Here is a 22,873-nt window from a genome sequence, read left to right as displayed (position 1 = left end):
CAGGCGCGCGTGGGCGCTGGGCTCGGCGAAGCGGCGGGCGCAGACGGCGAGGCGGCGGTCCGCCCAGCCGTCGGTTAGGCGGAGAACGGCGATGTCCAGGCCGCGGTGGCGCTCCACGGCCGCCAGCGGCAGCACCGCCACGCCCACGCCGGCCTCGACGAGCCGCGCCGAGTGGTCGTGCAGCGCCCCGGCCCCCCAGACCCACGAAGGGCTCCGCCAGGAGTTCGGCGAAGCCACCTCGCCCCGCGCCGCCAGGGGATGCCGGCGCACCACGGCATGCGGATTTCGCCCCTGAACCCGGCCGAGAAGGCGCGCAGCTCGCCCCGCATACGCTCCACCTCGGCCGCGATGGCGCGGGCGCGGCCGAGCAGCGCCCGCCCGGCCGCGGTCGGCACCACGCCGCGCCGCCCCCGCTCCAGCAGCGGCACGCCCAGCGCCGCCTCCATGCCGGCGATGCGGGCGCTGGCCGAGGCGAGCGCGAGATGGGCCGCCTCGGCGCCGCGCGTGATGCTGCCGGCGTCCACGGCGGCGGCGAAGAGGCGGAGGTCGAAGCGCATCGGCGAGCCTTCGGTCGCGGCGAATGCGTCGAGCACCGTGGCGCTGTGTCCGGGCGGCGCCGCCAGCGCCTGGGTGGACCGGGGCGGGCCCGGGCGGTGCAGTGGCGCGCCGCGGCGCTGGTGTGGCTGGGCGCGCTCTTCGGCGGCCACGGCGGCGCCCACCTCGGCCGGCGCGCGCCGGCTCGCCTCGTGCGGGGCGGCACGGTGGCGCTGGCCTACGCGCTCACGGCGCTGTTCTTCCTGCGCGCCTACGGCTGAGCCCCGCCCTTCACGCCCGCGAAGCGGTGGCGCTCGGCCGGCGGCACGACCGTGCAGTCCTGCCTCCGGCCGAACAGGCGGTAGCGGTGGCGCGCCACGAGGTCGTAGACGCCGTCGCGCAGCGGGCGCGGCACGATCCGCGCCGGGCCATCGCCACGGCGCCCGCAGGTGGCGCAGGATGGCGAAGGCGGCGTCCGACTGCGTCAGCGCGCGATCGTCCTCGACCACCAGGAAGGTGTCGTCGAGGTCGTCGCGGGTGAAGCCGTGGCGCCCCGCCAGCGCCAGGCCCTCCTCCGACCACGCCCCGGCGAAGTGCAGCGCGCGGTCGCGCTCGTGGGCCAGCACGAAGCGCACCATGCCGCTGCACAGAACGCAATCCGTGTCGAAGACGATGGTGGGCGGGGCGGCCATTCTCGGCGTCTCAGGGGGTGCGGGGTCCATGCCCGAGATGAGGGCGCGGCACCGCCGGCGCAACGGGCTCACGGTGAAGCCCGGAGGCGGCCGCGCATCGACGCTGTCCCCGAAAACCGACATAATGGGCGGGTGTTGATGGCGCTCCTACCCGCACCTGCGCCGCCGGAGCCGTCCTCTCGATGCCGACCCTGACCCGCCGCTCGGCCCTGGCCCTGGGCTCCACGCTCGCGGGCGCGGCGATCACCCGCACCTGGCCGGCCTCCGCCGACGCCGCGCCCGCCGCGTCCCCCGCGCCCGCCGCCTGGCCCGAGCCCCTGCCCGCGGGCTGGGCCGAGAGCCACGGCCTGTCGGCGTTCGGCGAGCTGAACCTGCCGGCCGACTTCCAGAACCTGCCCTACGTCGACCCCGCCGCGCCGAAGGGCGGCATCATCGTGCTGGAGCCGACCTCCGCCGGGCTGAACCAGAACTTCACCACCTTCGACTCGCTGAACATCTACATCCTGCGCGGCGACGGCGCCGCCGGCATGGGGCTGATCTTCGACACGCTGATGACCGGCACGCTGGACGAGCCCGACGCGCTCTACGGCCTCGTGGCTAAGTCGGTGCGCGTGTCGCCAGACAGGCTCACCTACCGCTTCCTGCTGCGCCCCGAGGCGCGCTTCCACGACGGCTCCAAGCTCACCGCCGCCGACGCCGCCTTCACGCTCGACCTCCTGAAGACCAAGGGCCACCCCAACCTGCGCACGGGCCTGCGCCACCTCGTCTCCGCGACGGCCCTCGCCGACGACCTCCTGGAGGTGAAGCTCGACCCCGAGCGCACGCGCGAGACCCACCTCACGGTCGCGGGCCTGCCGATCTTCTCGAAGAGCTATTACACGGCCCACCCGTTCGACCAGACCACCATGGACCCGCCGCTCGGCTCCTCGGTCTACAGGGTCGGGCGCGTCGACCAGGGCCGGACCATCGCCTTCGACCGCGTGCCCGACTACTGGGCCAGGGATCTGCCCATCAACCGCGGGCAGGCCAACTTCGACACCATCCGCTACGAATATTACCGCGAGCGGCAGGTCGGCTTCGAGGCCTTCAAGTCCGGCGCGACGACATTCCGCGAGGACTTGACCTCGTACAACTGGGCCAAGGGCTACGACTTTCCGGCCGCGAACGACGGCCGCGTGCAGCGCCGCACCGTGCCCGACGATGCCGCGGCCGGCGTGCAGGGCTGGTGGATGAACCAGCGCCGCGACAAGTTCAAGGACCCGCGGATCCGCCAGGCCATGGGGTTCTGCTGGGATTTCGCGTGGGTCAACAAGAACATCATGTACGGCCTCTACCAGAGGACCGTGTCGTTCTTCCAGAACACGCCGATGGCGGCCGTGGGCCTGCCGCTGCCGGACGAGACGCTGCTGCTGGAGCCGTTCCGCGGCCGGATCCCGGACGCCGCCTTCGGCCCCGCCGTCCTGCCGCCGGAGGGCGACGGCTCGGGGCAGGACCGCGCGATGCTGTCTCAGGCCAACAAGCTGCTGATGGCGGCGGGATGCAGGCGCGACGGCAACACGCTGAGGCTGCCCTCGGGCGAGCCCTTCCGCATCGAGTTCCTCGACTTCCAGAGCTCGCTGGAGCGCCACACCCAGCCCTTCATCAAGAACCTGCAGCTCCTCGGCGTCGACGCGTCCTTCCGCGTCGTCGACGCGTCGCAGTACCAGGGCCGCGTGCAGAACTTCGACTACGACATCGTCACGGCGCGCCAGGGCGCCGATCCCACGCCGGGCGAGGGCCTGCGCTACCTCTACGGCTCCGAGGCCGCCCGGACGCCGGGCTCGCCGAACCTGACCGGGATCAGCGATCCGGTCGTCGACGCGCTGATCGAGAAGGCGCTCCACGCGTCGAGCCGCCCCGAGCTGACTGTGATCTGCCGCGCGCTCGACCGGGTGCTGCGCTCCTATTACCTGTGGGTGCCGATGTGGAACAACCCGGCCCACTGGCTCGCCTACTGGGACGACTTCTCCTGGCCCGCGCGGACGCCGAAGCTCGACCCCGGCGTGCTGTCGACCTGGTGGTACGACGAGGCCAAGGCCAAGGCCACCAAGGCCAAGGGCTGATCGGCCGATGCTCGCCTACATCGCCCGCCGCCTGCTGCTCATGGTGCCGACCGTGCTCGGCATCCTGTTCGTGTCCTTCGTCATCGTGCAGTTCGCGCCGGGCGGCCCCGTCGAGCGCGTGATCTCGCAGCTCCAGGGCACGGCGAACGGCTCCTCGCTCGGGGGCGGAGGCGCCGACGTCGGATCGGGCGGGGGCTTCCAGGCCGGCGCGGAAGGCTCGAAGTACCGCGGCGCCCAGGGCCTCGACCCGAAGTTCATCAAGGAGCTGGAAAAGCAGTTCGGCTTCGACAAGCCGGCCTACGAGCGCTTCGGCCTGATGATCAAGAACTACGCGACCTTCGACTTCGGCCAGAGCTACTACCGCGACACGCCGGTGCTGAAGCTCATCGGCGAGCGCCTGCCGGTGTCGATCTCGCTCGGCCTGTGGATGACGCTGCTCTCCTACGTCATCTCGATCCCGCTCGGCATCTCCAAGGCGGTGAAGGACGGCTCGCGCTTCGACGTGTGGACGTCGAGCGTGGTGACGATCGGCTACGCGGTGCCGTCCTTCCTGTTCGCCATCCTGCTCATCATCCTGTTCGCGGGCGGCTCCTTCTACCAGATCTTCCCGCTGCGGGGCCTCGTCAGCGAGAACTGGGCGGAGCTCACCTGGCCGCACAAGATCACCGACTACCTGTGGCACATCACCCTGCCGGTGGCCGCCATGTCGGTCGGCGCCTTCGCGACCTCGACCTTCCTGACCAAGAACTCCTTCCTCGACGAGATCAAGAAGCAATACGTGCAGACGGCCCGCATGAAGGGCCTCTCCGAGCGCCGCGTGCTCTACGGCCATGTGTTCCGCAACGCCATGATGATCGTCGTGGCGGGCTTCCCCGGCGCCTTCGTGTCCGCCTTCTTCACCGGCGCCATCCTGATCGAGGAGATCTTCAACCTGCCGGGGCTGGGGCTGCTGTCCTATGACAGCATCATCAACCGCGACTATCCGGTGGTCTTCGCCAACCTCTACATCTTCGCGCTGCTCGGCCTCGTCGTGAACCTGATCTCCGACCTCACCTACACCTGGATCGATCCCCGGATCGACTTCGAGACGCGGGGGGTGTGAGATGGACGCGCTCGTCGACCCGAAGCTGCTGAGCCCCCCCGTCGGCCGCCGCGGCTGGCTGAACCTCACGCCGCTCAACCGCCGCCGCCTCGACGCCTTCAAGCGCAACCGGCGCGGCTACTGGTCGTTCCTGATCTTCGCCGCCCTGTTCGTCGTGGCGCTGAACGCCGAGTTCATCTGCAACGAGCGGCCCCTCGTCGTGTCCTACAAGGGCGACATCCTGTTCCCGGTGTTCAACGACTACCCGGAGGCGCGCTTCGGCGGCTTCCTGGCCCACACCGACTACCGCGACCCCGGCACCGCCAAGGAGATCGAGGACCACGGCTGGATCGTCTGGGCTCCGATCCGCTACTCCAACTCCACGCGGAACCTGTCCCCGCCCACCACCCTGCCCTCCCCGCCGACCTGGCTGCTGTCGAACCGGGAGTGCGACCATGCCATCCGGGACGCGGGCGGAACGCCCCCCGCCGCCCGCCCCTGCGACGCCATCGAGTGGAACTGGCTCGGCACGGACGACCACGGGCGCGACGTGCTGACCCGGCTCGTCTACGGCTTCCGCCTGTCGGTCGTCTTCGCGCTGCTCCTGGCCGGCATCTCGTCCGCGGTCGGCATCGCGGCCGGCGCCGTGCAGGGCTATTTCGGCGGCTGGACCGACCTCATCATGCAGCGCGTGATCGAGATCTGGTCGTCGCTGCCGCACCTCTACATCCTGATCATCGTGGCGGCGGTGATCACGCCCTCGTTCTTCGTGCTGCTCGGCATCCTGCTGCTGTTCTCGTGGGTGAACCTCGTCCACCTCGTGCGCGCCGAGTTCCTGCGCGCCCGCAACTTCGAATACGTCAACGCCGCCCGCGCGCTCGGCCTGTCGAACCTCAGGATCATGTGGAAGCACGTGCTGCCCAACGCCATGGTGGCGACGCTGACGTTCCTGCCCTTCATCCTGTCGGGCTCCATCACCACCCTGACCTCGCTCGACTTCCTCGGCCTCGGCCTGCCGCCGGGCTCGCCTTCGCTGGGCGAGATGCTGCTGCAGGGCACCTCCAACCTGCAGGCGCCCTGGCTGGGGCTCACCGCCTTCCTCACCATCGCGATCATGCTGTCGCTGCTGATCTTCATCGGCGAGGCCGTGCGCGACGCCTTCGACCCGCGCAAGACGATCCGGTGACGTCGCGTCGGATCGGGGGGATGCCGCTGAGGGTCCGTAAAGGATCGCGGACCTAAGCTGCCGCCACGATCAGGAGCGGGACAGCCTCGGAGCATGATGGGTCTCGGGAGAGTGTGGAAGGCCGTCACGGGCGGCAAGGACGGCGGGGCGCCGGCTCAGCCGGCCTCGACGGTCCCGCGCGCCGTCACGGCGCCCCGGCCCGTGACCGTCGAGCCGTCGTGGAGCTTCGCCGACGTCGAGCCGAGCGAGACGCGGTCGGCCGAGCGTTTCGTTCCCAACAAGACCTCGACCGTGCTGACCACCGCGGGCGGCAAGCGCATCGCGGCCCGCATCATCAACATCTCGCGGACCGGCGTGGCGCTGGAGCCGGAGGCGGCCGGCGTCAGTCCGGCCGAGGTCACCCACGTCGGCACGCGCCCCGTCACGCCGGGCCGCCGCATCGCGCTCGGCATGGTGTTCCTGTTCGTGAAGCCGCTCGACCCCAAGCTCTGCAAGCCCGAGATCGTGCTGTAGCGGACGCCGCGCGGCGACGCCCCTCGGCCCCGCTCCGGGGCCCGCAGAGGGCCGAAGGGCCCTTCGATCCCCCCTACTCCGCCGCCTGCGCGGCCGCGCCCGCCATCGCGGCCTCGACGGCCTTGAGCGCCGCCTCGGCCTGCGCGCCGTCCGGGCCGCCGCCCTGCGCCATGTCGGGGCGGCCGCCGCCGCCCTTGCCGCCGAGCGAGGCGACGCCCGCGCGCACCAGCGCCACCGCGTCGAAGCGGCCGGCGAGGTCCTTGGTCACGGCCACGACGAGCCCGGCCTTGCCGTCCTCGCCGACCCCGACCAGCGCCACGACGCCCGATCCCAGCGCGGCCTTGGCCTCGTCGGCGAGGCCCTTGAGGTCGCGCATGTCGATGCCCGTGACGGCGCGCGCCATGAGGCTCGTGCCGGCGACGCTGCGCGGCGCGTCGGCCTTGGCGGCCCCGCCGCCGCCGAGGGCGATCTTCTTGCGCGCCTCCACGAGCTCGCGCTCCAGCCGCCGCCGGTCCTCGACGAGGCCGCCGAGCCGCTCCGCCGCCAGCTCCGGCGAGGCCTTGAGGGCCTGCGCGAGCTCGCGCAGCTTGGCGCTGTCGGCGTTGAGGCCGCGCCGCGCCGCGTGGCCGGTGCGGGCCTCGATGCGCCTCACCCCGGAGCCCACGGCGCTCTCGCCGAGGATCGACACGAGGCCGATGTCGCCCGTGCGCGCCGCGTGGGTGCCGCCGCAGAGCTCGATCGAGTAGATGGCGCCCGTCGCGCCCTTACCCTCGTCGGGCCGGCCCATCGACACGACGCGGACCTCGTCGCCGTATTTCTCGCCGAACAGCGCCCGCGCGCCGCTGGCCCGCGCGTCGTCGAGTCCCATGAGGCGCGTCACCACCGGCTCGTTCTGCAGCACGACGCGGTTGGCGATCTCCTCGACCTCCGCGAGCTCCTCGGCCGTGATGGGCTTGGCGTGGGAGAAGTCGAAGCGCAGCCGGTCGCCGTCGACCAGCGAGCCCTTCTGGGCGATGTGCGGGCCGAGCACCTGGCGCAGCGCCTCGTGCAGCAGGTGCGTCGCCGAATGGTTGGCCCGGATGGCGCCGCGGCGCGCGTGGTCCACCTCGGCCACGAGCGCGGCGCCGACCGCGACCGAGCCCTCGACGACCTCGACCTCGTGTACGAACACGTCGCCGAGCTTCTTGCCGGTGTCGGTGACGCGCAGGACGACGCCCGGCGCGGTGAGCGTGCCGGTGTCGCCGACCTGGCCGCCGGACTCGCCGTAGAAGGGCGTCTGGTTCAGCAGCACCTGCCCCTTGTCGCCGGCGCCGAGGCGCTCGGCCTCGCGCCCGCCGGACAGGAGCGCGGTGACCTGGCTCTCGGCCCGCTCGGCCGCGTAGCCGAGGAACTCGGTCCCGCCTACGCGGTCGCGGATGCCGAACCACACGGCGTCGGTCGCGGCCTCGCCCGAGCCCGCCCAGGCGCGGCGCGCCTCGGCCTTCTGCTGGGCCATGGCGGCGGCGAAGCCCTCCTCGTCGACCGCGATATCGCGGGCCCGCAGGGCTTCCTGCGTGAGGTCCAGCGGGAAGCCGTAGGTGTCGTAGAGCTTGAAGGCGACGTCGCCGTTGAGGCGCCCGCCGGCCTGGAGGTCGCGCGTCTCGTCCTCGAGGATGGAGAGGCCGCGCGCGAGCGTCGTGCGGAAGCGCGTCTCCTCCGAGCGCAGCACGTCCGAGATGCGCGTCTGCGCCTCGACGAGCTCGGGATAGGCCTGGCCCATGAGCTGCACCAGCGTCGGCACGAGGCGCCACATCAGCGGCTCGGCGGCGCCGAGGAGCTGGGTGTGGCGCATGGCGCGCCGCATGATGCGGCGCAGCACGTAGCCGCGGCCCTCGTTCGACGGGTCGACGCCGTCCGCGACCAGGAACGACGAGGCGCGCAGGTGGTCGGCGATGATGCGGTGGCTGGCGGCCTGCGGCCCGTCCGGGTCGACGCCGGTGAGGTTGGCCACGGCTCCGATGATGGTCCGCATCAGGTCGACGTCGTAGTTCGACGTCACCCCCTGCAGGACGGCCGAGATGCGCTCGAGGCCCATGCCGGTGTCAATCGAGGGGCGCGGCAGCGGCACGCGGTCCCCGGGGCCGAGCTGGTCGTACTGCATGAACACGAGGTTCCAGAACTCCAGGAACCGGTCGCCGTCCTCCTCGGCCGAGCCGGGCGGCCCGCCCCACACCTTGTCGCCCTGGTCGAAGAAGATCTCGGAACAGGGGCCGCAGGGGCCCGTGTCGCCCGCCGCCCAGAAGTTGTCCGAGGTCGCGATGCGGATGATGCGGTCGTCGGAGAAGCCGCCGATCTTCTTCCACAGGTCGTAGGCCTCGTCGTCGTCGTGGTAGACGGTGACGAGCAGCCGGTCCTTCGGCAGGCAGAAGGTCTTGGTGACGAGGTTCCAGGCGTTCTCGATCGCCACCGGCTTGAAGTAGTCGCCGAAGGAGAAGTTGCCGAGCATCTCGAAGAAGGTGTGGTGGCGCGCCGTGTAGCCGACGTTGTCGAGGTCGTTGTGCTTGCCGCCCGCGCGCAGGCACTTCTGCGCCGTCGTGGCGCTAGTGTAGGAGCGCTTCTCCACGCCGGTGAACAGGTTCTTGAACTGCACCATGCCGGCGCTGGTGAACATCAGCGTCGGGTCGTTGCGGGGCACGAGCGGCCCCGACGGCACGACCTCGTGGCCGGCCTTGCGGAAGAAGTCGAGGAAGGCCGAGCGGGTCTCGTTGACGCTGGTCATGGCACTGAAACTCGGGGTCCGGAGGGCGAGGAGCCCTCGCGACACGAAAAAGGGCGCGAGCCCCATTTAGCCGCGCCCTCCAGAGCTGTCGAGCGAAGGGGCCGAACCCCTTCAGCTCGACTTTACGCATTTCAGGCAGCGCGGCACAGTGTGTCGATCCACCGGTCGAGGAGGTCGGGGTGAATTTTGACGGGGTCTCGGCTGGGCGGGGACGTTGATGAAATCTGCGGCCACCATAACGCGCGGCGGACGTCGGCGAGCGCGTCGCTGAAGGTTGGCAGGCGTTTGTCGTACCAAGCTGCGGTCTGTGGGCGGATCGGTCCGGCCCGGGTGTGCAGCTCGTGTGCCCAGAGCGTGACGAGGGAGTACAAGGCGAGCAAGGCAGGTGTGGTGCGCAGGATGGCCTTGTCGGACCATTGGCGCTGGGTCTCGACGCCGAGGTGCCGGCGGACCTCCTGGAAGGTGGTCTCGATGCGCCAGCGCATGACGAACCGCGTGAGGATCGCCTCGGCGGTGAGGTCGGCGTCGGTGCACAGGAACGCCTGCGCGTCACGGGTGCCGGACGGATCGCGCACCAGCACCCAGCGGATCGGCTGGGGCGGCAGGCCGGCCTTGGACCAGAGCGCCGTGGCCGAGGTGTATTCGAGCCTGCAGGTTTGGCCGCCGTACCATTCGGTCAGCGTCACCTTTGTCCAGACGGTGGCCGGGTCGCGCAGCACGGCATCGAGCTTGGGCACTCGCTTTCCTTTCAGGGCGGGGCGGCCGCGCCGGCCTGGAACGCGCGCGGGGGCGGGTTCGAACAGGTTGGCGTCGAGGCGCAACCGCGTGATCAGGGTGACGTGGCGGCGCACGGCGGCGATGAGGTCGAGCGCGGCGAAGCTGCTGTCGGCCACCACGGTGACGCGGCGGCTCCCCAGCCAGCGACTGCTCTGCAGGATGGCCTGACGCGCCCAGTCGGTCAGGGTCTTGTGGCGCTGGCGATGCGCCTGGCTCCAGCGCTCCGAGGGGGCCAGCACGGTGAGAAAGGGCAGCGCCCAGCGCCGGCCCGCGAAGGGGACCGGGAGCATGACGGCCAGCACGAGCCAGCGCAGGCCGCTGGTCTTGACGAAATGGCCTTTGGACGAACGGACGGGGTCACGATAGATGCCGCGCGCCGCGATCTTCGGCCCCCATCGTCGCTCCACGGTGTCGTCGATGCCGATGATCACCTCGCCGTCCGGCGACAGCACGGCGACGAGGTGCCCGAGCAGCCTGCGCGCCACGTCGCGCGCATCCCACCGCGCCCGGCTCAGGACGTCGTGGTATCGACCGAAGCCGGGTTTTCCGGCCAGTCCCATCACGCGCAGGGCTTGCGTCACGGTTCGTCCGCCGGGCGACAACACCGCACCGGCCACCAGCACGAGGACTCGGGTCCAGACTGGTGCAGTGAAGCACGGGCGCAGTACGGTCAGCCATGTCGACAAGATCGCTGGCACAGCGGAAAGGTCGGAAGGGGGGCGTTGGCGATGGGGTCTCATCCCGGCCGTAGAATCGCATCGCCGTTGTTCAGCAAGCCCTGCATCCAGCCCATCAGAGCGCAAACGGTCCGTGACGGGACCAGTCCCTCGGAATATCCTGCGCCGCCATGGACGACGACGTCATCATGCGCATCGCGCAGTTTCGAAGCCCGCGTGGTTCTCTCGTGGCCGAGCGGCGCAACCGGGGCTACACGCTCTACGATGCGCGGTCGGGCACACCCGTCGCCCGCCTGCGACCGGCAAAACCCGACGGCCACTTCGAAGTTCTATACTGGTCCCTGTGGAAGGAGCGCTGGTCCTCGACCGGCCCCTTCGGCAGCACTATCCTCGCCCTCGACGACGCCCTCACCTGCATCGCAGCCGAGGACATCTTCTGGGTCAGCACCTGATGCGCCTCCAAAAATGCGGAAAGTCGAGTTCAGGATACGTCAACCTGTGGTCCGGCGGATCACTCCGCCGGCGGCGTGTCGTCGTCCTCGTCGGTCTCGGGCCCGCCCGTCTCCAGGATGCGGTCGGCGATGAGGCCCGAGTTCTCGCGGATGGCGGCCTCGACCTTGCGGGCGACGTCCGGGTTGGTCTTGAAGAAGGTTTTGGCGTTCTCGCGGCCCTGGCCGAGCCGCTGGCTGTCGTAGGAGAACCAGGCGCCGGACTTCTCGACGATGCCGGCCTTGACGCCGAGGTCGATCAGCTCGCCGACCTTGGAGATGCCTTCGCCGTACATGATGTCGAACTCGACCTGCTTGAAGGGCGGGGCGACCTTGTTCTTCACCACCTTCACGCGCGTCGAGTTGCCGGTCACCTCGTCGCGGTCCTTGATCGAGCCGGTGCGGCGGATGTCGAGGCGGACGGAGGCGTAGAACTTCAGCGCGTTGCCGCCCGTGGTGGTCTCGGGCGAGCCGTACATCACGCCGATCTTCATGCGGATCTGGTTGATGAAGATCACCATGGTGTTCGACCGCGAGATCGAGGCGGTGAGCTTGCGCAGCGCCTGGCTCATCAGGCGGGCCTGGAGGCCGGGCTGCACGTCGCCCATCTCGCCCTCGATCTCGGCGCGCGGCGTCAGCGCCGCCACCGAGTCGACCACCAGCACGTCGATCGCGCCCGAGCGCACCAGCGTGTCGGTGATCTCCAGCGCCTGCTCGCCCGTGTCGGGCTGCGAGATCAGGAGGTCGTCGAGGTTCACGCCGAGCTTGCGGGCGTAGACGGGGTCGAGCGCGTGCTCGGCGTCCACGAAGGCGCAGACGCCGCCGTTGCGCTGGGCTTCCGCGATGCAGTGCAGCGTCAGCGTGGTCTTGCCGGACGATTCCGGCCCGTAGATCTCGATCACGCGGCCGCGCGGCAGGCCGCCGACGCCGAGCGCGATGTCGAGGCCCAGCGAGCCGGTCGAGATCGTCTCGATCTCGACGGCCTTCTGGTTCTTGCCGAGCCGCATGATGGAGCCCTTGCCGAAGGCCCGCTCGATCTGCGACAGCGCTGCATCGAGCGCCTTGGTCTTGTCCACGGAGGATCCTTCAACGAGGCGGAGGTTGCTCTGGCTCACGGCGTGCTGTCCTTCTGACACGGGCGATCCCGCCCCGCAACTGAGGTGAATGTACTCGTTTTGTTCTCGCCCGCAAGGGCCGGGACGGGACGCGGCGAAAAGATTCCGGCGGGCCGAAGTCCCCGCGCGGCCGGGCCTTGATGCACCCGGTCGTTGCGGTCATCCCGACCTGTGGAACGAACCCCGCGACTGCTTCGCCTACGGGCGGGCGCGGTGACGGGTCGAGCCGAACCGCGGACGCGCGTTCAAGCCGGGCCGATCTCCTCGACATGACGGAGCGTCACGGTGCGATCGGCTTCGATGGTGAAGACGACGTAGAGGGAGGGCACGCCGTCCAGAGGCGCGGTTCGAGCGTAGCGAAAACTGAACAGGTCGCTCTCGAACCTGTCGAAGCCGAAGGGGTTGCGGCGCAGACCGTCGATGACGGCGTCCAGCGCTGGATCGATGATGCGATAGCCGCCCAATCCGGCGACGCAGGCTTCGAACTCCGGGCTGTAGACGATCGTCCGATCCATCTCAGAGCGACGTCCAGCCTTTCGCGGCCGCCATGGCCCCGAAGCGCAGTCGCTCGTCGGCCGTCATCTTGCCGTCGGACAGAAACACGGCCTCGTAAGGGATCGGGTCGAGGAACTTCCGGCTCCTCCAGGCGACGCCGTGGGACAGGTCGCTCGCCTGAGTGGCCGACATGGACCAGTAGAAGCGGATCGCCTCTTCCACGTAGTCGATGTCGTCCGGGCTGAACGCCCTCAGGCTGGGCGCGACATTGGCGACCGGCCGGAGTTCGACGTAGCCGTCGGCCATCTCCCGGCGCGAGAAGGCGATCGAGCCCTCCGCTTCGAGCTCGGCCAGGACCAGCGGCATCTCGAGCGGCGCCGGGCCCGCGGCGAGCTTCTGATAGGTGCGGCCGGTCACGGGCAGGCGGCGCTCGGCATAGGCCCGGAAGTCGGCCCGCCAGAGGATCTTGTTGAGCTTCACCTTGCCGAACCGGTCGGCGGCGCTGCAGCGCTGGCAGACGAAGAGCACCAGCTCGCGCAACCTGGCCTGGCCACCCGGAAGCTCGATGCGAAACGAAAGGGGCCCGCGCTCGCTCATGGTGCCAGCATAGCGTGTCGGGGCGGACCACGCCAAACTTTCGATCGCGCTGCATCGGTGAGGGACATGAAAAAGGCCGCCCGGAGGCGGCCTTCCCTGTCGCTCGCGCGGGACCCGAGGATCAGCGCGAATAGAACTCGATGACGAGGTTCGGCTCCATCTGGACCGGGTAGGGCACCTCGGTCAGGCCCGGCACGCGGGTCATGACGGCGGTCTTCTTGGCGGCGTCGTGCTCGAAGTAGTCCGGCACGTCGCGCTCGCCGAGCTGGCCGGCCTCGATCACCACCGCGAGCTCGCGCGAGGAGTCCTTGACCTCGATCTTGTCGCCGACCTTCACGAGGTAGGAGGCGATGTTGACGCGCTTGCCGTTGACGCGGATGTGGCCGTGGTTGACGAACTGGCGGGCCGCGAAGATCGTCGCGACGAACTTGCAGCGGTACACCACCATGTCGAGGCGGCGCTCGAGCAGGCCGACGAGGTTCTGCGAGCTGTCGCCCTTCAGGCGGATCGCCTCCGCGTAATACTTGCGGAACTGCTTCTCGGAGATGTTGCCGTAGTAGCCCTTGAGCTTCTGCTTGGCCTTGAGCTGGGTGCCGAAGTCGGTCGGCTTGCCCTTGCGGCGCTGGCCGTGCTGGCCGGGGCCGTATTCGCGGCGGTTCACCGGGCTCTTCGGGCGGCCCCAGATGTTCTGGCCGAGGCGGCGGTCGATCTTGTACTTGGACTGTAAGCGCTTGGTCATCGCGTCCTCTCTGTTCACAAGGTGAGGAACGCGCCCTCCTCCGCCGGACCGCGAGGTCCGGCCGACAGGCAGCTCACCGATGGAATGGGAACGGCCGCGGGTGCGTCGCCGGGGCCCTTGCGGCCCCGAGCATGTTCACCCCCGCGCGGCCCGGACGGCCCCGCGGGGGTGAGGGTGGCTGGTTAATCGCGGGGCGGGAGCCTGTCAACCTTCGGGGTCGAGGACGCCGCCCGGTGCTGCGCCTTACTGGCCGAACAGCTTGAGGATGAGCTGGCTGTTCTGGTTGGCGATGGACAGGGCCTGGATGCCGAGCTGCTGCTGGGTCTGCAGGGCCTGCAGGCGCGTCGAGGCGACGTTCATGTCGGCGTCCACCAGCGAGCCGACGCCCGACGTCACGGCGTCCGACAGCGACTGCACGTAGCTCTGCTGGTTGGTGATGACCGAGGACGCGGTGCCGAGCTGGGTGCCGGCGCCCGTGACCTGGGTGATCAGGGCGTCCACCGCGGTCTGCAGCGTCTTGAGGTCGGTCGCGCTGGCGCTGGTGATGTCCACCGCGAGCAGGCTGCCCGCCGCGTAGGTGCCCGCGCTGCCGGCCGTGCCGGCGGTGCCGTTGGCGCCCGTGCCGAGGCCGCTGATCGCCAGCGCCAGGATGCCGCCCGAGCCGGCCACCTGCGTGCCGGCCGTGCCCACCGTGTTGACCTGCAGGGTCTGCACGGAGGTCGTGCCCGAGGAGCTGCGGGTGAAGGAGGCCACGAAGGAGGCGCCGCTGGCCTGCGACCCGTCGAGCAGGTTGACGCCGTTGAAGGAGGCCGAGGACAGGATCGAGATCAGGCTCTTCTGCTGGGCCGAGATGTCGGTCTGCACGCTGGCCTGGGAGGTGCCCGGCTGCTGCGCGGTGACGAGGTCGGCCTTGATCTTGTTCAGCAGCGTCAGCGTCGAGGTGACGGCCGCCGTGGAGGTGCTGACCACGGAGGCGCCAAGGTTCAGCGCGTCCGACACCGCCGAGAGCGCGCCGGTGTCGGACTTCAGCGTGGAGGAGATCGACCAGTAGGCCGCGTTGTCGGACGCCGTCGCGACCTTGAGGCCGGAGGAGATCTGCGACTGCGTGGTGTTGAGCGCCTTCTGCGTCGCAGACAGGTTCTGCAGCGCCGTCATGGCGGAGGCGTTGGTGAGGATGCTTGAACTCATGGCGGCGAACTCGCGGGGTTTGGGCTCGATCTCAGACGGGTCCCGGCACGCCGTCCCTGGGCGCATCGATCAGGCGCGCCCGCGCAGGGAACTCCGGTCCGACTTGCGGCCACCCTGGCGCGCTAACCTTACCGCGGCCTGAATGGTGAACGGGCCCCTCCGCCGCGGCGGGCGCGTGAACCAAGACGTAGTTAACGGAACGTTCCGTAGGCGCCCTTCCGCAGCGCGGGCCGGCGGGCTAACCCCCGTTGACGCGACACCTCCGGAGCCCGCATGAGCCGAAACCCCGCCGACCGAGACGCCGACCGCCTGGACGGCCTCGAGATGCGCTTCGCCGAGCAGGAGCGGCGGCTGCCGGCGGAGCCGGACGCCCCGCCGCCCCACTATTGAAGGCGGTCCCCCGACAGCGCCTCGTCCATCCGGTCCGCCAGGAGAACGGCGTGCCCGGCCCCGAAGACCAGCGGCGGGCGGATCTTGATCACGTCGGCCGCGGCTCCGCAGAGCCCGACCAGCACGCCCCGCCGCCGCAGCCCCTCGACCAGCCGCGCCGCCGCGGCGGGCCCGGCCGCCACCTCGACCCCGAGGTAGAGCCCCGCGCCGCGCACGGCGCCGAGGCACCCGTGACGCGCCGCGAGGGCGAGCAGCCGCGCGCGCAGCAGCGCGCCGGACGCGGCGGCCCGCGCTATCAGCCCCTCGTCGCGGATCACGTCGAGCACGGCGAGCCCCACGGCGGCCGACACGGGGCTGCCGCCGAAGGTGTTGAAGTAGCGCGAGCGCGCGCCGAACTCCGCGAGATGCTCGGGCCGCGCCATCACGGCCGCGACCGGGTGGCCGGCGCCGAGCGGCTTGCCGGCGGTGACGAGATCCGGCACGATCCCGTGGCGCGCGAAGCCCCACATGTGCGTGCCGGTGCGGCCGAGCCCGGCCTGCACCTCGTCGGCGATCACCAGCGCGCCCGCGCGCCGCGCCGACGCGCAGGCCCCCGCCACGAGGCCGGGCGGGTCCGGGAACACGCCGTCGCTGGTGAACAGCGTGTCGAACAGCAGCGCCGCCGGGCGCACCCCCGCCGCGGCGAGCGCGTCGAAGGCGCCCGCGACGTCGCGGGCGAAGGTTTCGGGGTCGCGCGGCGCCGGCACGGTGCGGACGTGGGGGCCGAGCGCCACGCCGGCGCCGAGCGAGGGCGACATCTCGGCGAGCGCCGCCGTGACGCCGTGGTAGGCGTTGGCGGTGACGACCACGCCGGTGCCGCCCGTGACGCAGCGCGCGATGCGCAGCGCCAGGTCGTTGGCCTCGCTGCCCGTGCAGGTGAACATGGCCTGCGAGATCGGCGGCGGGCAGGTCGCCAGCAGCCGCTCCGCGTAGTCGAGCACGGCGTCGTGCAGGTAGCGGGTGTGGGTGTTGAGCGCCGCGGCCTGCCGGGCGAGCGCCTCGACGACGCGCGGATGGCAGTGCCCGACGGAGGGCACGTTGTTGTAGGCGTCGAGCACGCGGCGCCCGTCCGCCTCGATCAGCCACACGCCCTCGCCCCGCACGGGGCGCAGCGGCTCGGCGTAGAGCAGCCTGTAGGCGGGGCCGAGCAGCCGGCGGCGGCGGTCGAGCGCGGATTCGCTCATGGCGAGGCTCCCGGGGCGCGCAGGCGCGCCACCACGCGGTCGCGGCCGCGGCGGGGCGGCAGCGCCATCGCGCGGTCGAGGGCGAGGTAGGCCCCGGCGGCGTGGCGCGTCGCGTGGCCGCCCTCCTCCCGGGCGGCGCGCCACTCGTACATCAGCACCCGGAGGGCGAGGCGCGCGAGGGCGAGGTCGAACAGGATCTCGGCCTCGGCGGCGGCGAGCGGCTCCGCCCGCGCCCAGCCCGCGGCGAAATCGGCGACGGCCTCGGCGGGGTCCGCGTCGCCGAGGCCGTAGGTGCAGGCCACGGCCAGCTCCGCGACCCGCGGCCCGTGCAGCAGGTCGCCGAAGTCGATCACGCCCGCGACCGCCCCGGCGTCGACGAGGACGTTGGCGCCGTTGAGGTCGTTGTGGATCGGGCCCGCTGGCAGGGCCGCGGCGGCGGGCCGGACCTCGGCGGCGAAGCGCTCCAGGAAGGCCGCCAGCCAGTCGCCGCGGCGCCGGTCCGCCATCGCGGCGGCGACCGGCGCCATGCGGTCGAGCCGCATCAGGTCCCAGGGCAGGCTGCGGCGCAGCGCGGGATGGCCGAAGCCGCCCAGCGCCGCGCTCAGGGCCGCGGCGGCCCCGCCCACGGCGGCCCTGAGCGCCGCCGCGGGCGGAGCGGCGTCCCACGCCCGACCCTCCACGAACGTGGTCAGCATCGCCTCGGCGCCCCCGACCGCGAAGGTTTCGGCGCCGTCCCGCGCGGGGATCAGGCGCGGCACGGCGAAGGGCAGCCGCCGTCCTCCGAGGTGGAGCAGCACGGCGCGCGCGAGGGACCGCGCTTCGGGCGGCTCGGCGGCGTTGAACAGCTTGAGGACGGCGCGGGACCCGTCGGGCCGGCGGACCAGCATGTTGCGGTCGCGCTCGCCCGGCAGCGCGCTCACGCGCGCCTCGATCGCGTGGTGAACGCGCAAGGCGTCGACGAGGAGGGCCTCGTCGACGGCCGGCGGCGGCGTGGTGAGCAGGTCCATGCCGGCGGGGGATGGAGGCACGGCGGGGCTCCCTCGAGACAGGCTCGCAGGAGCATCGGCCGGGGGGCCGGGGTCAAGGGGCGGTGATCGCGACATTGCGAGGGTGAGATCGTCAGGCCTCGGCAGCGCAGCTGCGTGCGAAATCGAGCGTACTCTCGAAATGCTGAATCAGGTCATCGTAGGTCTGAAACAGGATTCTGCAGCTCGCGATCGACGTCTTGCCGTGTCGCCACATCAGTCTCGACCTTTCATGCCCGACGAGGGACGCGTCGCGCCCGCACACGAGCACGTAGGTCTCGCTCGACTGCTCCACCCCGAGGGCGGATTGGAAAATCCGGGACTGCTGTGACTCGTTCTTGGCCCATGACCAGTCCGCGATCTGACTGAAGCCATGCTGGATCTGCTGACCCCAATGCCGCATCTGATTGGTGCCGCCCGGTCCGAAGATGCTGTTCTCTTCGGCTCCCTCGAATTCGATCAGGACGAAATGCTGTCCATGTCCGGCGATGAAATCCGCGCGAAACACGCCGGCGATCTCGAATTCGAATTTCTGCACCGTCGGATACCGACGGCCGTCATACATGCCCATCAACGGACCGAGAGCGGGGAAGCTCCTCAGCTTCGCCACGACCTCACGCTCCCCGCAGTATGGGGTGGCACTCAGCCATTCGCGCAATGCAGACAGTTCCGCCTCCGCCGCGGCCAGCGAGAAGCGAGGTGAGCCAGCCAGAACCGACACAGCATCAAACCAACTTCTGATCGTCGGTGAACAACGACAGGATCAGGAAGCCCCCGTGCTCGAGCCTCTTCGCCACGACCCTGTAACCCTTGATCCGGAAGATGAGATGCCCGGATGTCGCATCGACCTTGTAATCGGCCACCTCTGCCGTGCTCAGTTCGTGGACGATGTCTGGATCGACGTCACGCGCCGCCATGCGGAACCTGGCGTGTTCAGACAAAAAGAGATGAACGGGACCCTCGCTGAGGATCGGGTTCGGAGCCATGCCCACGGCGTCGTCTCCATGCCAGCCGGTGTTGGGACTATAGGCTGGTATCACGCGCGGACCAAACCGCGGCGTCCTCCATGTGATCGAGCGCCGCACAGCCTTCGCCCGCGCGGCGCGCAGGCCAGGGCTGCATCGGCGGGTCCGGGAAAGCCCCGCTTCCGCCCACAATCCCGCCCAGGCTCGCGCCAGATCGACGTTTGCCGAGGACACAGCGATGACGCGTACCCTGCTCCCCGTGGCCCTGGCGGCCGCGCTGCTCGCCGCCGCGGCGGCTCCCGCCCTCGCGGTGTCGATCAAGCACACCAGCCGCGTCGACGGCGATCCCGAGGCCGCCGCGGCTCCCCGCTCCGCGAGCCGCGCGACGCCGCCGGCCGACACCAGCGGGCCGCACTATTTCGACAAGCTCCACGAGAACGGCACCCGCGGCTGACGCCACGCGCCGGACACGATCCGGCCCTATGCGGGAGGCCCGATCGCGTTCTATGACGGGTCGCGGCGCGGCGCCCTCCCGGCGGCGCGCCATCCGTGCGAGGCTGTGACCGATGGTGGAGTTGTCGCGGAGGTCGGTGCTGGCGGCTTTGGCCGGTGCCGCGATGCCGGCCGTGATCCCGGCCGCCTCCCGGGCGCAGGGCGCGCCGCAGCGCTTCTCCACCGAGGACCTCGTCGACAAGGGGCACCACTTCTTCGGCAGCGTGTCGCGCGGCATCGCGCTGACCATCGAGGAAGCGGCGCGGCGCTTCGGCCAGCCCAACGGCTACATCCTGGGCCAGGAGGCCGGGGGCGCCTTCATCGGCGGCCTGCGCTACGGCGAGGGCCTGATGTACACCCGCAACGCCGGCGACCAGAAGGTCTACTGGGAAGGGCCGTCAATCGGCTTCGACGCCGGCGCCGACGGCGACCGCACCATGATGCTCGTCTACGGGCTGCCCTCCACGCAGGCGATCTTCCAGCGCTTCGGCGGGGTCGACGGCTCGGCCTATTTCATCGGCGGCTTCGGCTTCACGGCGCTGACCAACGACCGCGTCGTGGTGGTGCCGATCCGCTCGGGGGTGGGAGGGCGGCTCGGCATCGCCCTGTCGTACCTGAAGTTCACGCCGCGACCGACCTGGAACCCGTTCTGACACGGCGGCCCTCCCACGCAGCGGGCGGCGCGTGATCCTCGACGTCCTCGTCTTCGCGCTCGGCTTCATGGTGGCCGGGCTCCTGGCGCTGGCGGCCCTGCCGGCCGTGTGGCGGCGCGCCCTGCGCCTGACGGACGAGCGGCTGAGCCGCCTCGTGCCGCTGTCGGCGGAGGAGATCGCGGCCGAGCGCGACCACCTGCGCGCCGCCCACGCGGTGGAGCAGCGGCGCCTGGAGCAGAGGCTCGAAGGCTCCGAGACCGACCGGGCCGCGCTGCGCGTCGAGGCGGCGCGGCGCGAGGGCCGCGTCGCGATGCTCGACGAGGCCGCCGTCCGCGCCCAGGTGCGGATCGCCGAGCGCGACGCCGAACTCGCCGCGGTCCGCCGCGAGGCGGCCGAGCTGTGGGCCGGCCACGGCGCCGAGGCCCTGGCGCTCGACGCGCTGGCCCGGCTCGCGGACCGGCGGCTGGAGGAGATCGCGGCGCTGGAAGCCGAGCGCGACGCGCTGCGCCACGATGTGGACCGCAACCGCGGCAGCCTGGCGGGGCTGGAAACGCGGCTGATCGGTGCGGAAGCGCGCGGCGGCGACCTCGAACGGGAGCTCGCGCAGGCGCGGCGGGACGCGGCGGCGGCGGCCGAGCGACCGGTTTCGGAGCGCGGCGCGGCGGCGCCGGCCCCGGCGCACGCGGACCAGGCCCACGAGATCGAGGCCTTGAGGGCCGAGCTGGCCTTCATGGCCGAGCAGGCCCTCTCGGCGGAGCGCCGCGCCACGGAGAGCCTCAAGGCCTGCGAGGCGCTGAAGGCGGAGCGCGCCGCCTCGGTCCCCGCGGGTCCGCGCGGCGACGCGGACCTCCGGGCCGCCGTCGCGGCGCTGGCGGACGAACTCATAGGCGCCGTGCGCCCGCCCGCGGGGGCGTGACCGGGCTCCACCGCCGCTTCACGCGCCGAGCGGGATCCCGCCCGATCGCGATCGGACCTACCCGCAGGTCGCGTAATGCTGGCGCAGGACGTCGTAGCCCATCATCTGCGGCCGGCCGGAGGGCAGCCCGCCGTAATGGGCCTTGAGCCACTGCTGGACGAAGGGCGGGTAGACGTCCGTGATGGCCTCCCCGATGTCGGTGATGGCCATGGTCCCCGTCCCCTTGGTGGGCTGGTGGAAGCCGAAGCGGGCGGCGGGCCCGACGCAGATGCGGTCCGGCGGCAGCGCGAGGATCAGCGCGCAGGCCGACACGCAGGCGCCCGTCACGCGCACGTGCGTCCCGGCCCTGTCGTAGTCGATGACCCGCGCCACGTGGGCCCGGATGTTGCCGCCGTTCTGGCCCGCGATCGTGACCTCGGCGGCGGGCGGCGGCAGGTCCATCGGGACGTAACCGCCCCCACCCGGCGGCACGCTCGTCAGCGCCATCACGATCGCGAGTTTGTCGGCCATGCTCATGGTGATCTCGTTCCACCCGGGGACGAGTCAGCTTGAGCTAAATGTTATCGAATGTCATCGTCTCGCTGCGGCGTGCGACGTTCAGGGTCGCCACGGCGGCGCCTCGGCCTCCGCGGCCTCGCGGTTGTGCTGGTCGATCGTGCGCAGCAGCCCGCCCAGCGCCTCCGTCACGCCGATGCCCGCCACGGCGGACAGCTTCAGGGGATCGCGCTTGGCGGCGCGCTTCAGACGCGCCATCTGGGTCTTCAGCGTGTCGGGGTCGACGGCGTCGACCTTGCTGAGCGCCACGATCTCGGGCTTGTCGATCAGCCCCGCCCCGTAGGCTTCGAGCTCGTGGCGGATGGTCTTGTACACCTCGCCGGCGTGGTCGCCGGTGGCGTCGACGAGGTGGAGCAGCACGTTGCAGCGCTCGAGGTGCCCGAGGAAGCGGTCGCCGAGGCCGAGCCCCTCGTGGGCGCCCTCGATCAGGCCGGGGATGTCGGCCAGCACGAACTCGCGGTCGCCGACCCGCACGACGCCGAGGCCGGGCTTCAGCGTGGTGAACGGATAGTCGGCGATCTTGGGCTTGGCGGCCGACACGGTGGCGAGGAAGGTCGACTTGCCGGCGTTGGGCAGCCCGACGAGCCCCGCCTCGGCGATCAGCTTCAGCCGCAGCCAGACGGTGCGCTCGATGCCCTCCTGGCCGGGGTTGGCGCGGTAGGGCGCGCGGTTGGTCGAGGTGGTGAAGTAGGTGTTGCCGAAGCCGCCGTTGCCGCCCCGCGCCAGCACGATCTTCTGGCCCTCCTCGGTGAGGTCGGCCAGCAGGGTCTCGCCGTCCTCCTCAAAGATCTGCGTCCCGGCCGGCACCTTCAGCACGGCGTCGGCGCCCTTGCCGCCGTGCCGGTTCTGGCCCATGCCGTGCATGCCGGTCTTGCCCTTGAAGTGCTGCTGATAGCGGTAGTCGATCAGCGTGTTGAGCCCCTGCACGCATTCGACCACGACGTCGCCGCCCTTGCCGCCGTCGCCGCCGTCGGGGCCGCCGAACTCGATGAACTTCTCGCGGCGGAACGAGACGCAGCCCGCGCCCCCGTCGCCCGAGCGGATGTAGACCTTGGCTTCGTCGAGGAACTTCATGGGGCGGAGATAGGGGTTCGCGGCGCCGCGGTCGAGGGCCGAGGCGACGTCAAGGCTCCGGGGCTCGAAACCGATCCGCCGATCGCCGCAGCCGGCGAGGCACGGAGGGCACCGGATCGGGACGCCGCCGCGTCGATCCACGGCCGTGCCGCGGAGAGTCTTCACGACCGGGCACGGACGGGACGATCGCGTTTCCCGCACGGCGCCCGGCGGCTATTCTCATCCATCGAGCACTCACCATCATTTGTTACAGTGCATTTTTCTCGATCTTGTGTAAAATTCGATCAAAAATCGATGCGATGTTTGATCGTCGGCGTCGCATGATCTTCATCCGAGCAGGAGGTTCGGATGAAGATCACGGCCAGGCAAGCATATGTTCTCGACAATCTGCACAGGATCACCATGCGTCCGGTCGGGGGCAGGCCGGCGCCCTTCCTCGACGGCGAGCCTTGCCGGCTCCAGATCAATTCGCTGGCGGCGAAGAGGCTGATCGCGTTCGACGGGCTCGGGCAGCCGGTGAAGATCGGCGATCACGACGGCATCTTCGTCACGCGGCGCGAGCGGGCGCGGCCGCGGGCGTCGCCCGGCGCCGGACCGGCCGAACAGGACAGGTCCTCCGGATCGTGCTGAGGTGGGCG

Annotated in this window: 25 protein-coding genes and 1 pseudogene; 10 read left to right on the top strand and 16 right to left on the bottom strand. The window is 71.0% G+C overall.

Annotated elements, in window-relative coordinates; translation table 11 throughout:
• Positions 1–74: 74 nt before the first annotated feature.
• The gene (locus tag L7N97_RS30245; RefSeq protein WP_237482208.1) at positions 75–593 is read right to left on the bottom strand and encodes a LysR family transcriptional regulator; all 519 of its coding nucleotides are present in this window, start codon (positions 591–593) and stop codon (positions 75–77) included.
• A 60-nt stretch (positions 594–653) separates the two neighbouring features.
• Here L7N97_RS30245 and L7N97_RS30240 point away from each other — a divergent pair, with 60 nt between their 5' ends.
• Positions 654–815, top strand: a complete 162-nt coding sequence (locus tag L7N97_RS30240) for a hypothetical protein (protein WP_237482464.1) — start codon at positions 654–656, stop codon at positions 813–815.
• Here the strand turns inward: L7N97_RS30240 and L7N97_RS30235 are convergent.
• The gene (locus tag L7N97_RS30235) at positions 806–949 is read right to left on the bottom strand and encodes a thiol-disulfide oxidoreductase DCC family protein (RefSeq protein ID WP_237482462.1); all 144 of its coding nucleotides are present in this window, start codon (positions 947–949) and stop codon (positions 806–808) included. The two genes, L7N97_RS30240 and L7N97_RS30235, sit on opposite strands and share 10 nt — an antisense overlap.
• Before the next feature lie 43 nt (positions 950–992).
• A pseudogene (locus tag L7N97_RS30230) lies at positions 993–1,172 on the bottom strand (thiol-disulfide oxidoreductase DCC family protein); the annotation flags it as partial.
• 236 nt (positions 1,173–1,408) lie between these two features.
• Here L7N97_RS30230 and L7N97_RS12070 point away from each other — a divergent pair.
• The 4 genes from L7N97_RS12070 (at position 1,409) to L7N97_RS12055 (ending at position 6,108) form a co-directional block, all read left to right on the top strand.
• The gene (locus L7N97_RS12070) at positions 1,409–3,328 is read left to right on the top strand and encodes an extracellular solute-binding protein (RefSeq protein WP_237478515.1); all 1,920 of its coding nucleotides are present in this window, start codon (positions 1,409–1,411) and stop codon (positions 3,326–3,328) included.
• Positions 3,329–3,335: 7 nt separating this feature from the next.
• A complete protein-coding gene (locus tag L7N97_RS12065; protein WP_237478514.1) occupies positions 3,336–4,430 on the top strand; it encodes a microcin C ABC transporter permease YejB in 1,095 nt (364 codons plus the stop codon).
• A 1-nt stretch (position 4,431) separates the two neighbouring features.
• Positions 4,432–5,595: an ABC transporter permease gene (locus tag L7N97_RS12060; protein ID WP_237478513.1), complete on the top strand. Its 1,164-nt coding sequence runs from the start codon at positions 4,432–4,434 to the stop codon at positions 5,593–5,595.
• 96 nt (positions 5,596–5,691) lie between these two features.
• Positions 5,692–6,108, top strand: a complete 417-nt coding sequence (locus L7N97_RS12055; RefSeq protein ID WP_237478512.1) for a hypothetical protein — start codon at positions 5,692–5,694, stop codon at positions 6,106–6,108.
• A gap of 73 nt (positions 6,109–6,181) precedes the next feature.
• On the opposite strand, the gene alaS is transcribed toward L7N97_RS12055, so the two are convergent.
• Both alaS and L7N97_RS12045 read right to left on the bottom strand, forming a co-directional pair.
• Entirely contained in the window at positions 6,182–8,866 is a 2,685-nt protein-coding gene (gene alaS, locus L7N97_RS12050) for an alanine--tRNA ligase (RefSeq protein WP_237478511.1), read from the bottom strand.
• Between the two features lie 131 nt (positions 8,867–8,997).
• Complete coding sequence (locus L7N97_RS12045) at positions 8,998–10,383, bottom strand: IS701 family transposase (protein WP_237478510.1); 1,386 nt, start codon at positions 10,381–10,383, stop codon at positions 8,998–9,000.
• Positions 10,384–10,490: 107 nt separating this feature from the next.
• Here L7N97_RS12045 and L7N97_RS12040 point away from each other — a divergent pair, with 107 nt between their 5' ends.
• A complete protein-coding gene (locus L7N97_RS12040; RefSeq protein WP_237478198.1) occupies positions 10,491–10,772 on the top strand; it encodes a hypothetical protein in 282 nt (93 codons plus the stop codon).
• A gap of 59 nt (positions 10,773–10,831) precedes the next feature.
• On the opposite strand, the gene recA is transcribed toward L7N97_RS12040, so the two are convergent.
• The 9 genes from recA to L7N97_RS11995 form a co-directional block, all read right to left on the bottom strand.
• Entirely contained in the window at positions 10,832–11,923 is a 1,092-nt protein-coding gene (gene recA, locus L7N97_RS12035; RefSeq protein ID WP_237478509.1) for a recombinase RecA, read from the bottom strand.
• Positions 11,924–12,168: 245 nt separating this feature from the next.
• Positions 12,169–12,438: a hypothetical protein gene (locus tag L7N97_RS12030; protein WP_237478508.1), complete on the bottom strand. Its 270-nt coding sequence runs from the start codon at positions 12,436–12,438 to the stop codon at positions 12,169–12,171.
• 1 nt (position 12,439) lies between these two features.
• The gene (locus tag L7N97_RS12025; RefSeq protein ID WP_237478507.1) at positions 12,440–12,958 is read right to left on the bottom strand and encodes a Panacea domain-containing protein; all 519 of its coding nucleotides are present in this window, start codon (positions 12,956–12,958) and stop codon (positions 12,440–12,442) included.
• A 178-nt stretch (positions 12,959–13,136) separates the two neighbouring features.
• Entirely contained in the window at positions 13,137–13,754 is a 618-nt protein-coding gene (rpsD, locus tag L7N97_RS12020; RefSeq protein ID WP_237478506.1) for a 30S ribosomal protein S4, read from the bottom strand.
• A gap of 243 nt (positions 13,755–13,997) precedes the next feature.
• Positions 13,998–14,942, bottom strand: a complete 945-nt coding sequence (locus L7N97_RS12015; protein WP_237478505.1) for a flagellin N-terminal helical domain-containing protein — start codon at positions 14,940–14,942, stop codon at positions 13,998–14,000.
• A 383-nt stretch (positions 14,943–15,325) separates the two neighbouring features.
• Positions 15,326–16,555, bottom strand: a complete 1,230-nt coding sequence (locus L7N97_RS12010; protein WP_237478504.1) for an aspartate aminotransferase family protein — start codon at positions 16,553–16,555, stop codon at positions 15,326–15,328.
• The gene (locus L7N97_RS12005) at positions 16,552–17,583 is read right to left on the bottom strand and encodes a phosphotransferase (RefSeq protein ID WP_237478503.1); all 1,032 of its coding nucleotides are present in this window, start codon (positions 17,581–17,583) and stop codon (positions 16,552–16,554) included. The genes L7N97_RS12010 and L7N97_RS12005 overlap by 4 nt, the downstream gene beginning before the upstream one ends.
• Positions 17,584–17,674: 91 nt before the next feature.
• A complete protein-coding gene (locus L7N97_RS12000; protein ID WP_237478502.1) occupies positions 17,675–18,190 on the bottom strand; it encodes a Shedu anti-phage system protein SduA domain-containing protein in 516 nt (171 codons plus the stop codon).
• Between the two features lie 115 nt (positions 18,191–18,305).
• Positions 18,306–18,572, bottom strand: a complete 267-nt coding sequence (locus L7N97_RS11995) for a hypothetical protein (protein ID WP_237478501.1) — start codon at positions 18,570–18,572, stop codon at positions 18,306–18,308.
• Between the two features lie 211 nt (positions 18,573–18,783).
• Here L7N97_RS11995 and L7N97_RS11990 point away from each other — a divergent pair, with 211 nt between their 5' ends.
• From L7N97_RS11990 to L7N97_RS11980, 3 genes are all read left to right on the top strand, one after another.
• Positions 18,784–18,999, top strand: coding sequence for a hypothetical protein (locus L7N97_RS11990; protein WP_237478500.1), 216 nt, complete (start codon positions 18,784–18,786; stop codon positions 18,997–18,999).
• Positions 19,000–19,111: 112 nt separating this feature from the next.
• Positions 19,112–19,690 carry a DUF1134 domain-containing protein gene (locus tag L7N97_RS11985; RefSeq protein WP_237478499.1) on the top strand — a complete coding sequence of 193 codons (579 nt, stop codon included), beginning with the start codon at positions 19,112–19,114 and terminating at the stop codon, positions 19,688–19,690.
• 31 nt (positions 19,691–19,721) lie between these two features.
• Complete coding sequence (locus tag L7N97_RS11980) at positions 19,722–20,606, top strand: coiled-coil domain-containing protein (protein ID WP_237478498.1); 885 nt, start codon at positions 19,722–19,724, stop codon at positions 20,604–20,606.
• Between the two features lie 57 nt (positions 20,607–20,663).
• On the opposite strand, the gene L7N97_RS11975 is transcribed toward L7N97_RS11980, so the two are convergent.
• Both L7N97_RS11975 and obgE read right to left on the bottom strand, forming a co-directional pair.
• Positions 20,664–21,122: a hypothetical protein gene (locus L7N97_RS11975; protein ID WP_237478497.1), complete on the bottom strand. Its 459-nt coding sequence runs from the start codon at positions 21,120–21,122 to the stop codon at positions 20,664–20,666.
• An 81-nt stretch (positions 21,123–21,203) separates the two neighbouring features.
• A complete protein-coding gene (gene obgE / locus L7N97_RS11970; RefSeq protein ID WP_237478496.1) occupies positions 21,204–22,235 on the bottom strand; it encodes a GTPase ObgE in 1,032 nt (343 codons plus the stop codon).
• 348 nt (positions 22,236–22,583) lie between these two features.
• Between obgE and L7N97_RS11965 the strand changes: the two genes are divergently transcribed.
• Entirely contained in the window at positions 22,584–22,865 is a 282-nt protein-coding gene (locus L7N97_RS11965; RefSeq protein WP_237478495.1) for a hypothetical protein, read from the top strand.
• Positions 22,866–22,873: the final 8 nt, after the last annotated feature.

It is taken from the genome of Lichenibacterium dinghuense (assembly GCF_021730615.1).
GTDB lineage: Bacteria > Pseudomonadota > Alphaproteobacteria > Rhizobiales > Beijerinckiaceae > Lichenihabitans > Lichenihabitans dinghuensis.
Note: the sequence above shows the minus strand (reverse complement) of the source record. Positions and strands in the feature narration are given on the sequence as shown.

Excerpts from the sequence above, each read along its gene's own strand:
- L7N97_RS12070 (WP_237478515.1), top strand. The coding sequence starts at position 1,409 with ATGCCGACCCTGACCCGCCGCTCGGCCCTGGCCCTGGGCTCCACGCTC.
- L7N97_RS12065 (WP_237478514.1), top strand. The coding sequence starts at position 3,336 with ATGCTCGCCTACATCGCCCGCCGCCTGCTGCTCATGGTGCCGACCGTG.
- L7N97_RS12060 (WP_237478513.1), top strand. The coding sequence starts at position 4,432 with ATGGACGCGCTCGTCGACCCGAAGCTGCTGAGCCCCCCCGTCGGCCGC.
- L7N97_RS12055 (WP_237478512.1), top strand. The coding sequence starts at position 5,692 with ATGGGTCTCGGGAGAGTGTGGAAGGCCGTCACGGGCGGCAAGGACGGC.
- alaS (WP_237478511.1), bottom strand. The coding sequence starts at position 8,866 with ATGACCAGCGTCAACGAGACCCGCTCGGCCTTCCTCGACTTCTTCCGC.
- L7N97_RS12045 (WP_237478510.1), bottom strand. The coding sequence starts at position 10,383 with ATGAGACCCCATCGCCAACGCCCCCCTTCCGACCTTTCCGCTGTGCCA.
- L7N97_RS12040 (WP_237478198.1), top strand. The coding sequence starts at position 10,491 with ATGGACGACGACGTCATCATGCGCATCGCGCAGTTTCGAAGCCCGCGT.
- L7N97_RS12030 (WP_237478508.1), bottom strand. The coding sequence starts at position 12,438 with ATGGATCGGACGATCGTCTACAGCCCGGAGTTCGAAGCCTGCGTCGCC.
- rpsD (WP_237478506.1), bottom strand. The coding sequence starts at position 13,754 with ATGACCAAGCGCTTACAGTCCAAGTACAAGATCGACCGCCGCCTCGGC.
- L7N97_RS12015 (WP_237478505.1), bottom strand. The coding sequence starts at position 14,942 with ATGAGTTCAAGCATCCTCACCAACGCCTCCGCCATGACGGCGCTGCAG.
- L7N97_RS12010 (WP_237478504.1), bottom strand. The coding sequence starts at position 16,555 with ATGAGCGAATCCGCGCTCGACCGCCGCCGCCGGCTGCTCGGCCCCGCC.
- L7N97_RS11990 (WP_237478500.1), top strand. The coding sequence starts at position 18,784 with ATGACGCGTACCCTGCTCCCCGTGGCCCTGGCGGCCGCGCTGCTCGCC.
- L7N97_RS11985 (WP_237478499.1), top strand. The coding sequence starts at position 19,112 with ATGGTGGAGTTGTCGCGGAGGTCGGTGCTGGCGGCTTTGGCCGGTGCC.
- L7N97_RS11975 (WP_237478497.1), bottom strand. The coding sequence starts at position 21,122 with ATGAGCATGGCCGACAAACTCGCGATCGTGATGGCGCTGACGAGCGTG.
- obgE (WP_237478496.1), bottom strand. The coding sequence starts at position 22,235 with ATGAAGTTCCTCGACGAAGCCAAGGTCTACATCCGCTCGGGCGACGGG.
- L7N97_RS11965 (WP_237478495.1), top strand. The coding sequence starts at position 22,584 with ATGAAGATCACGGCCAGGCAAGCATATGTTCTCGACAATCTGCACAGG.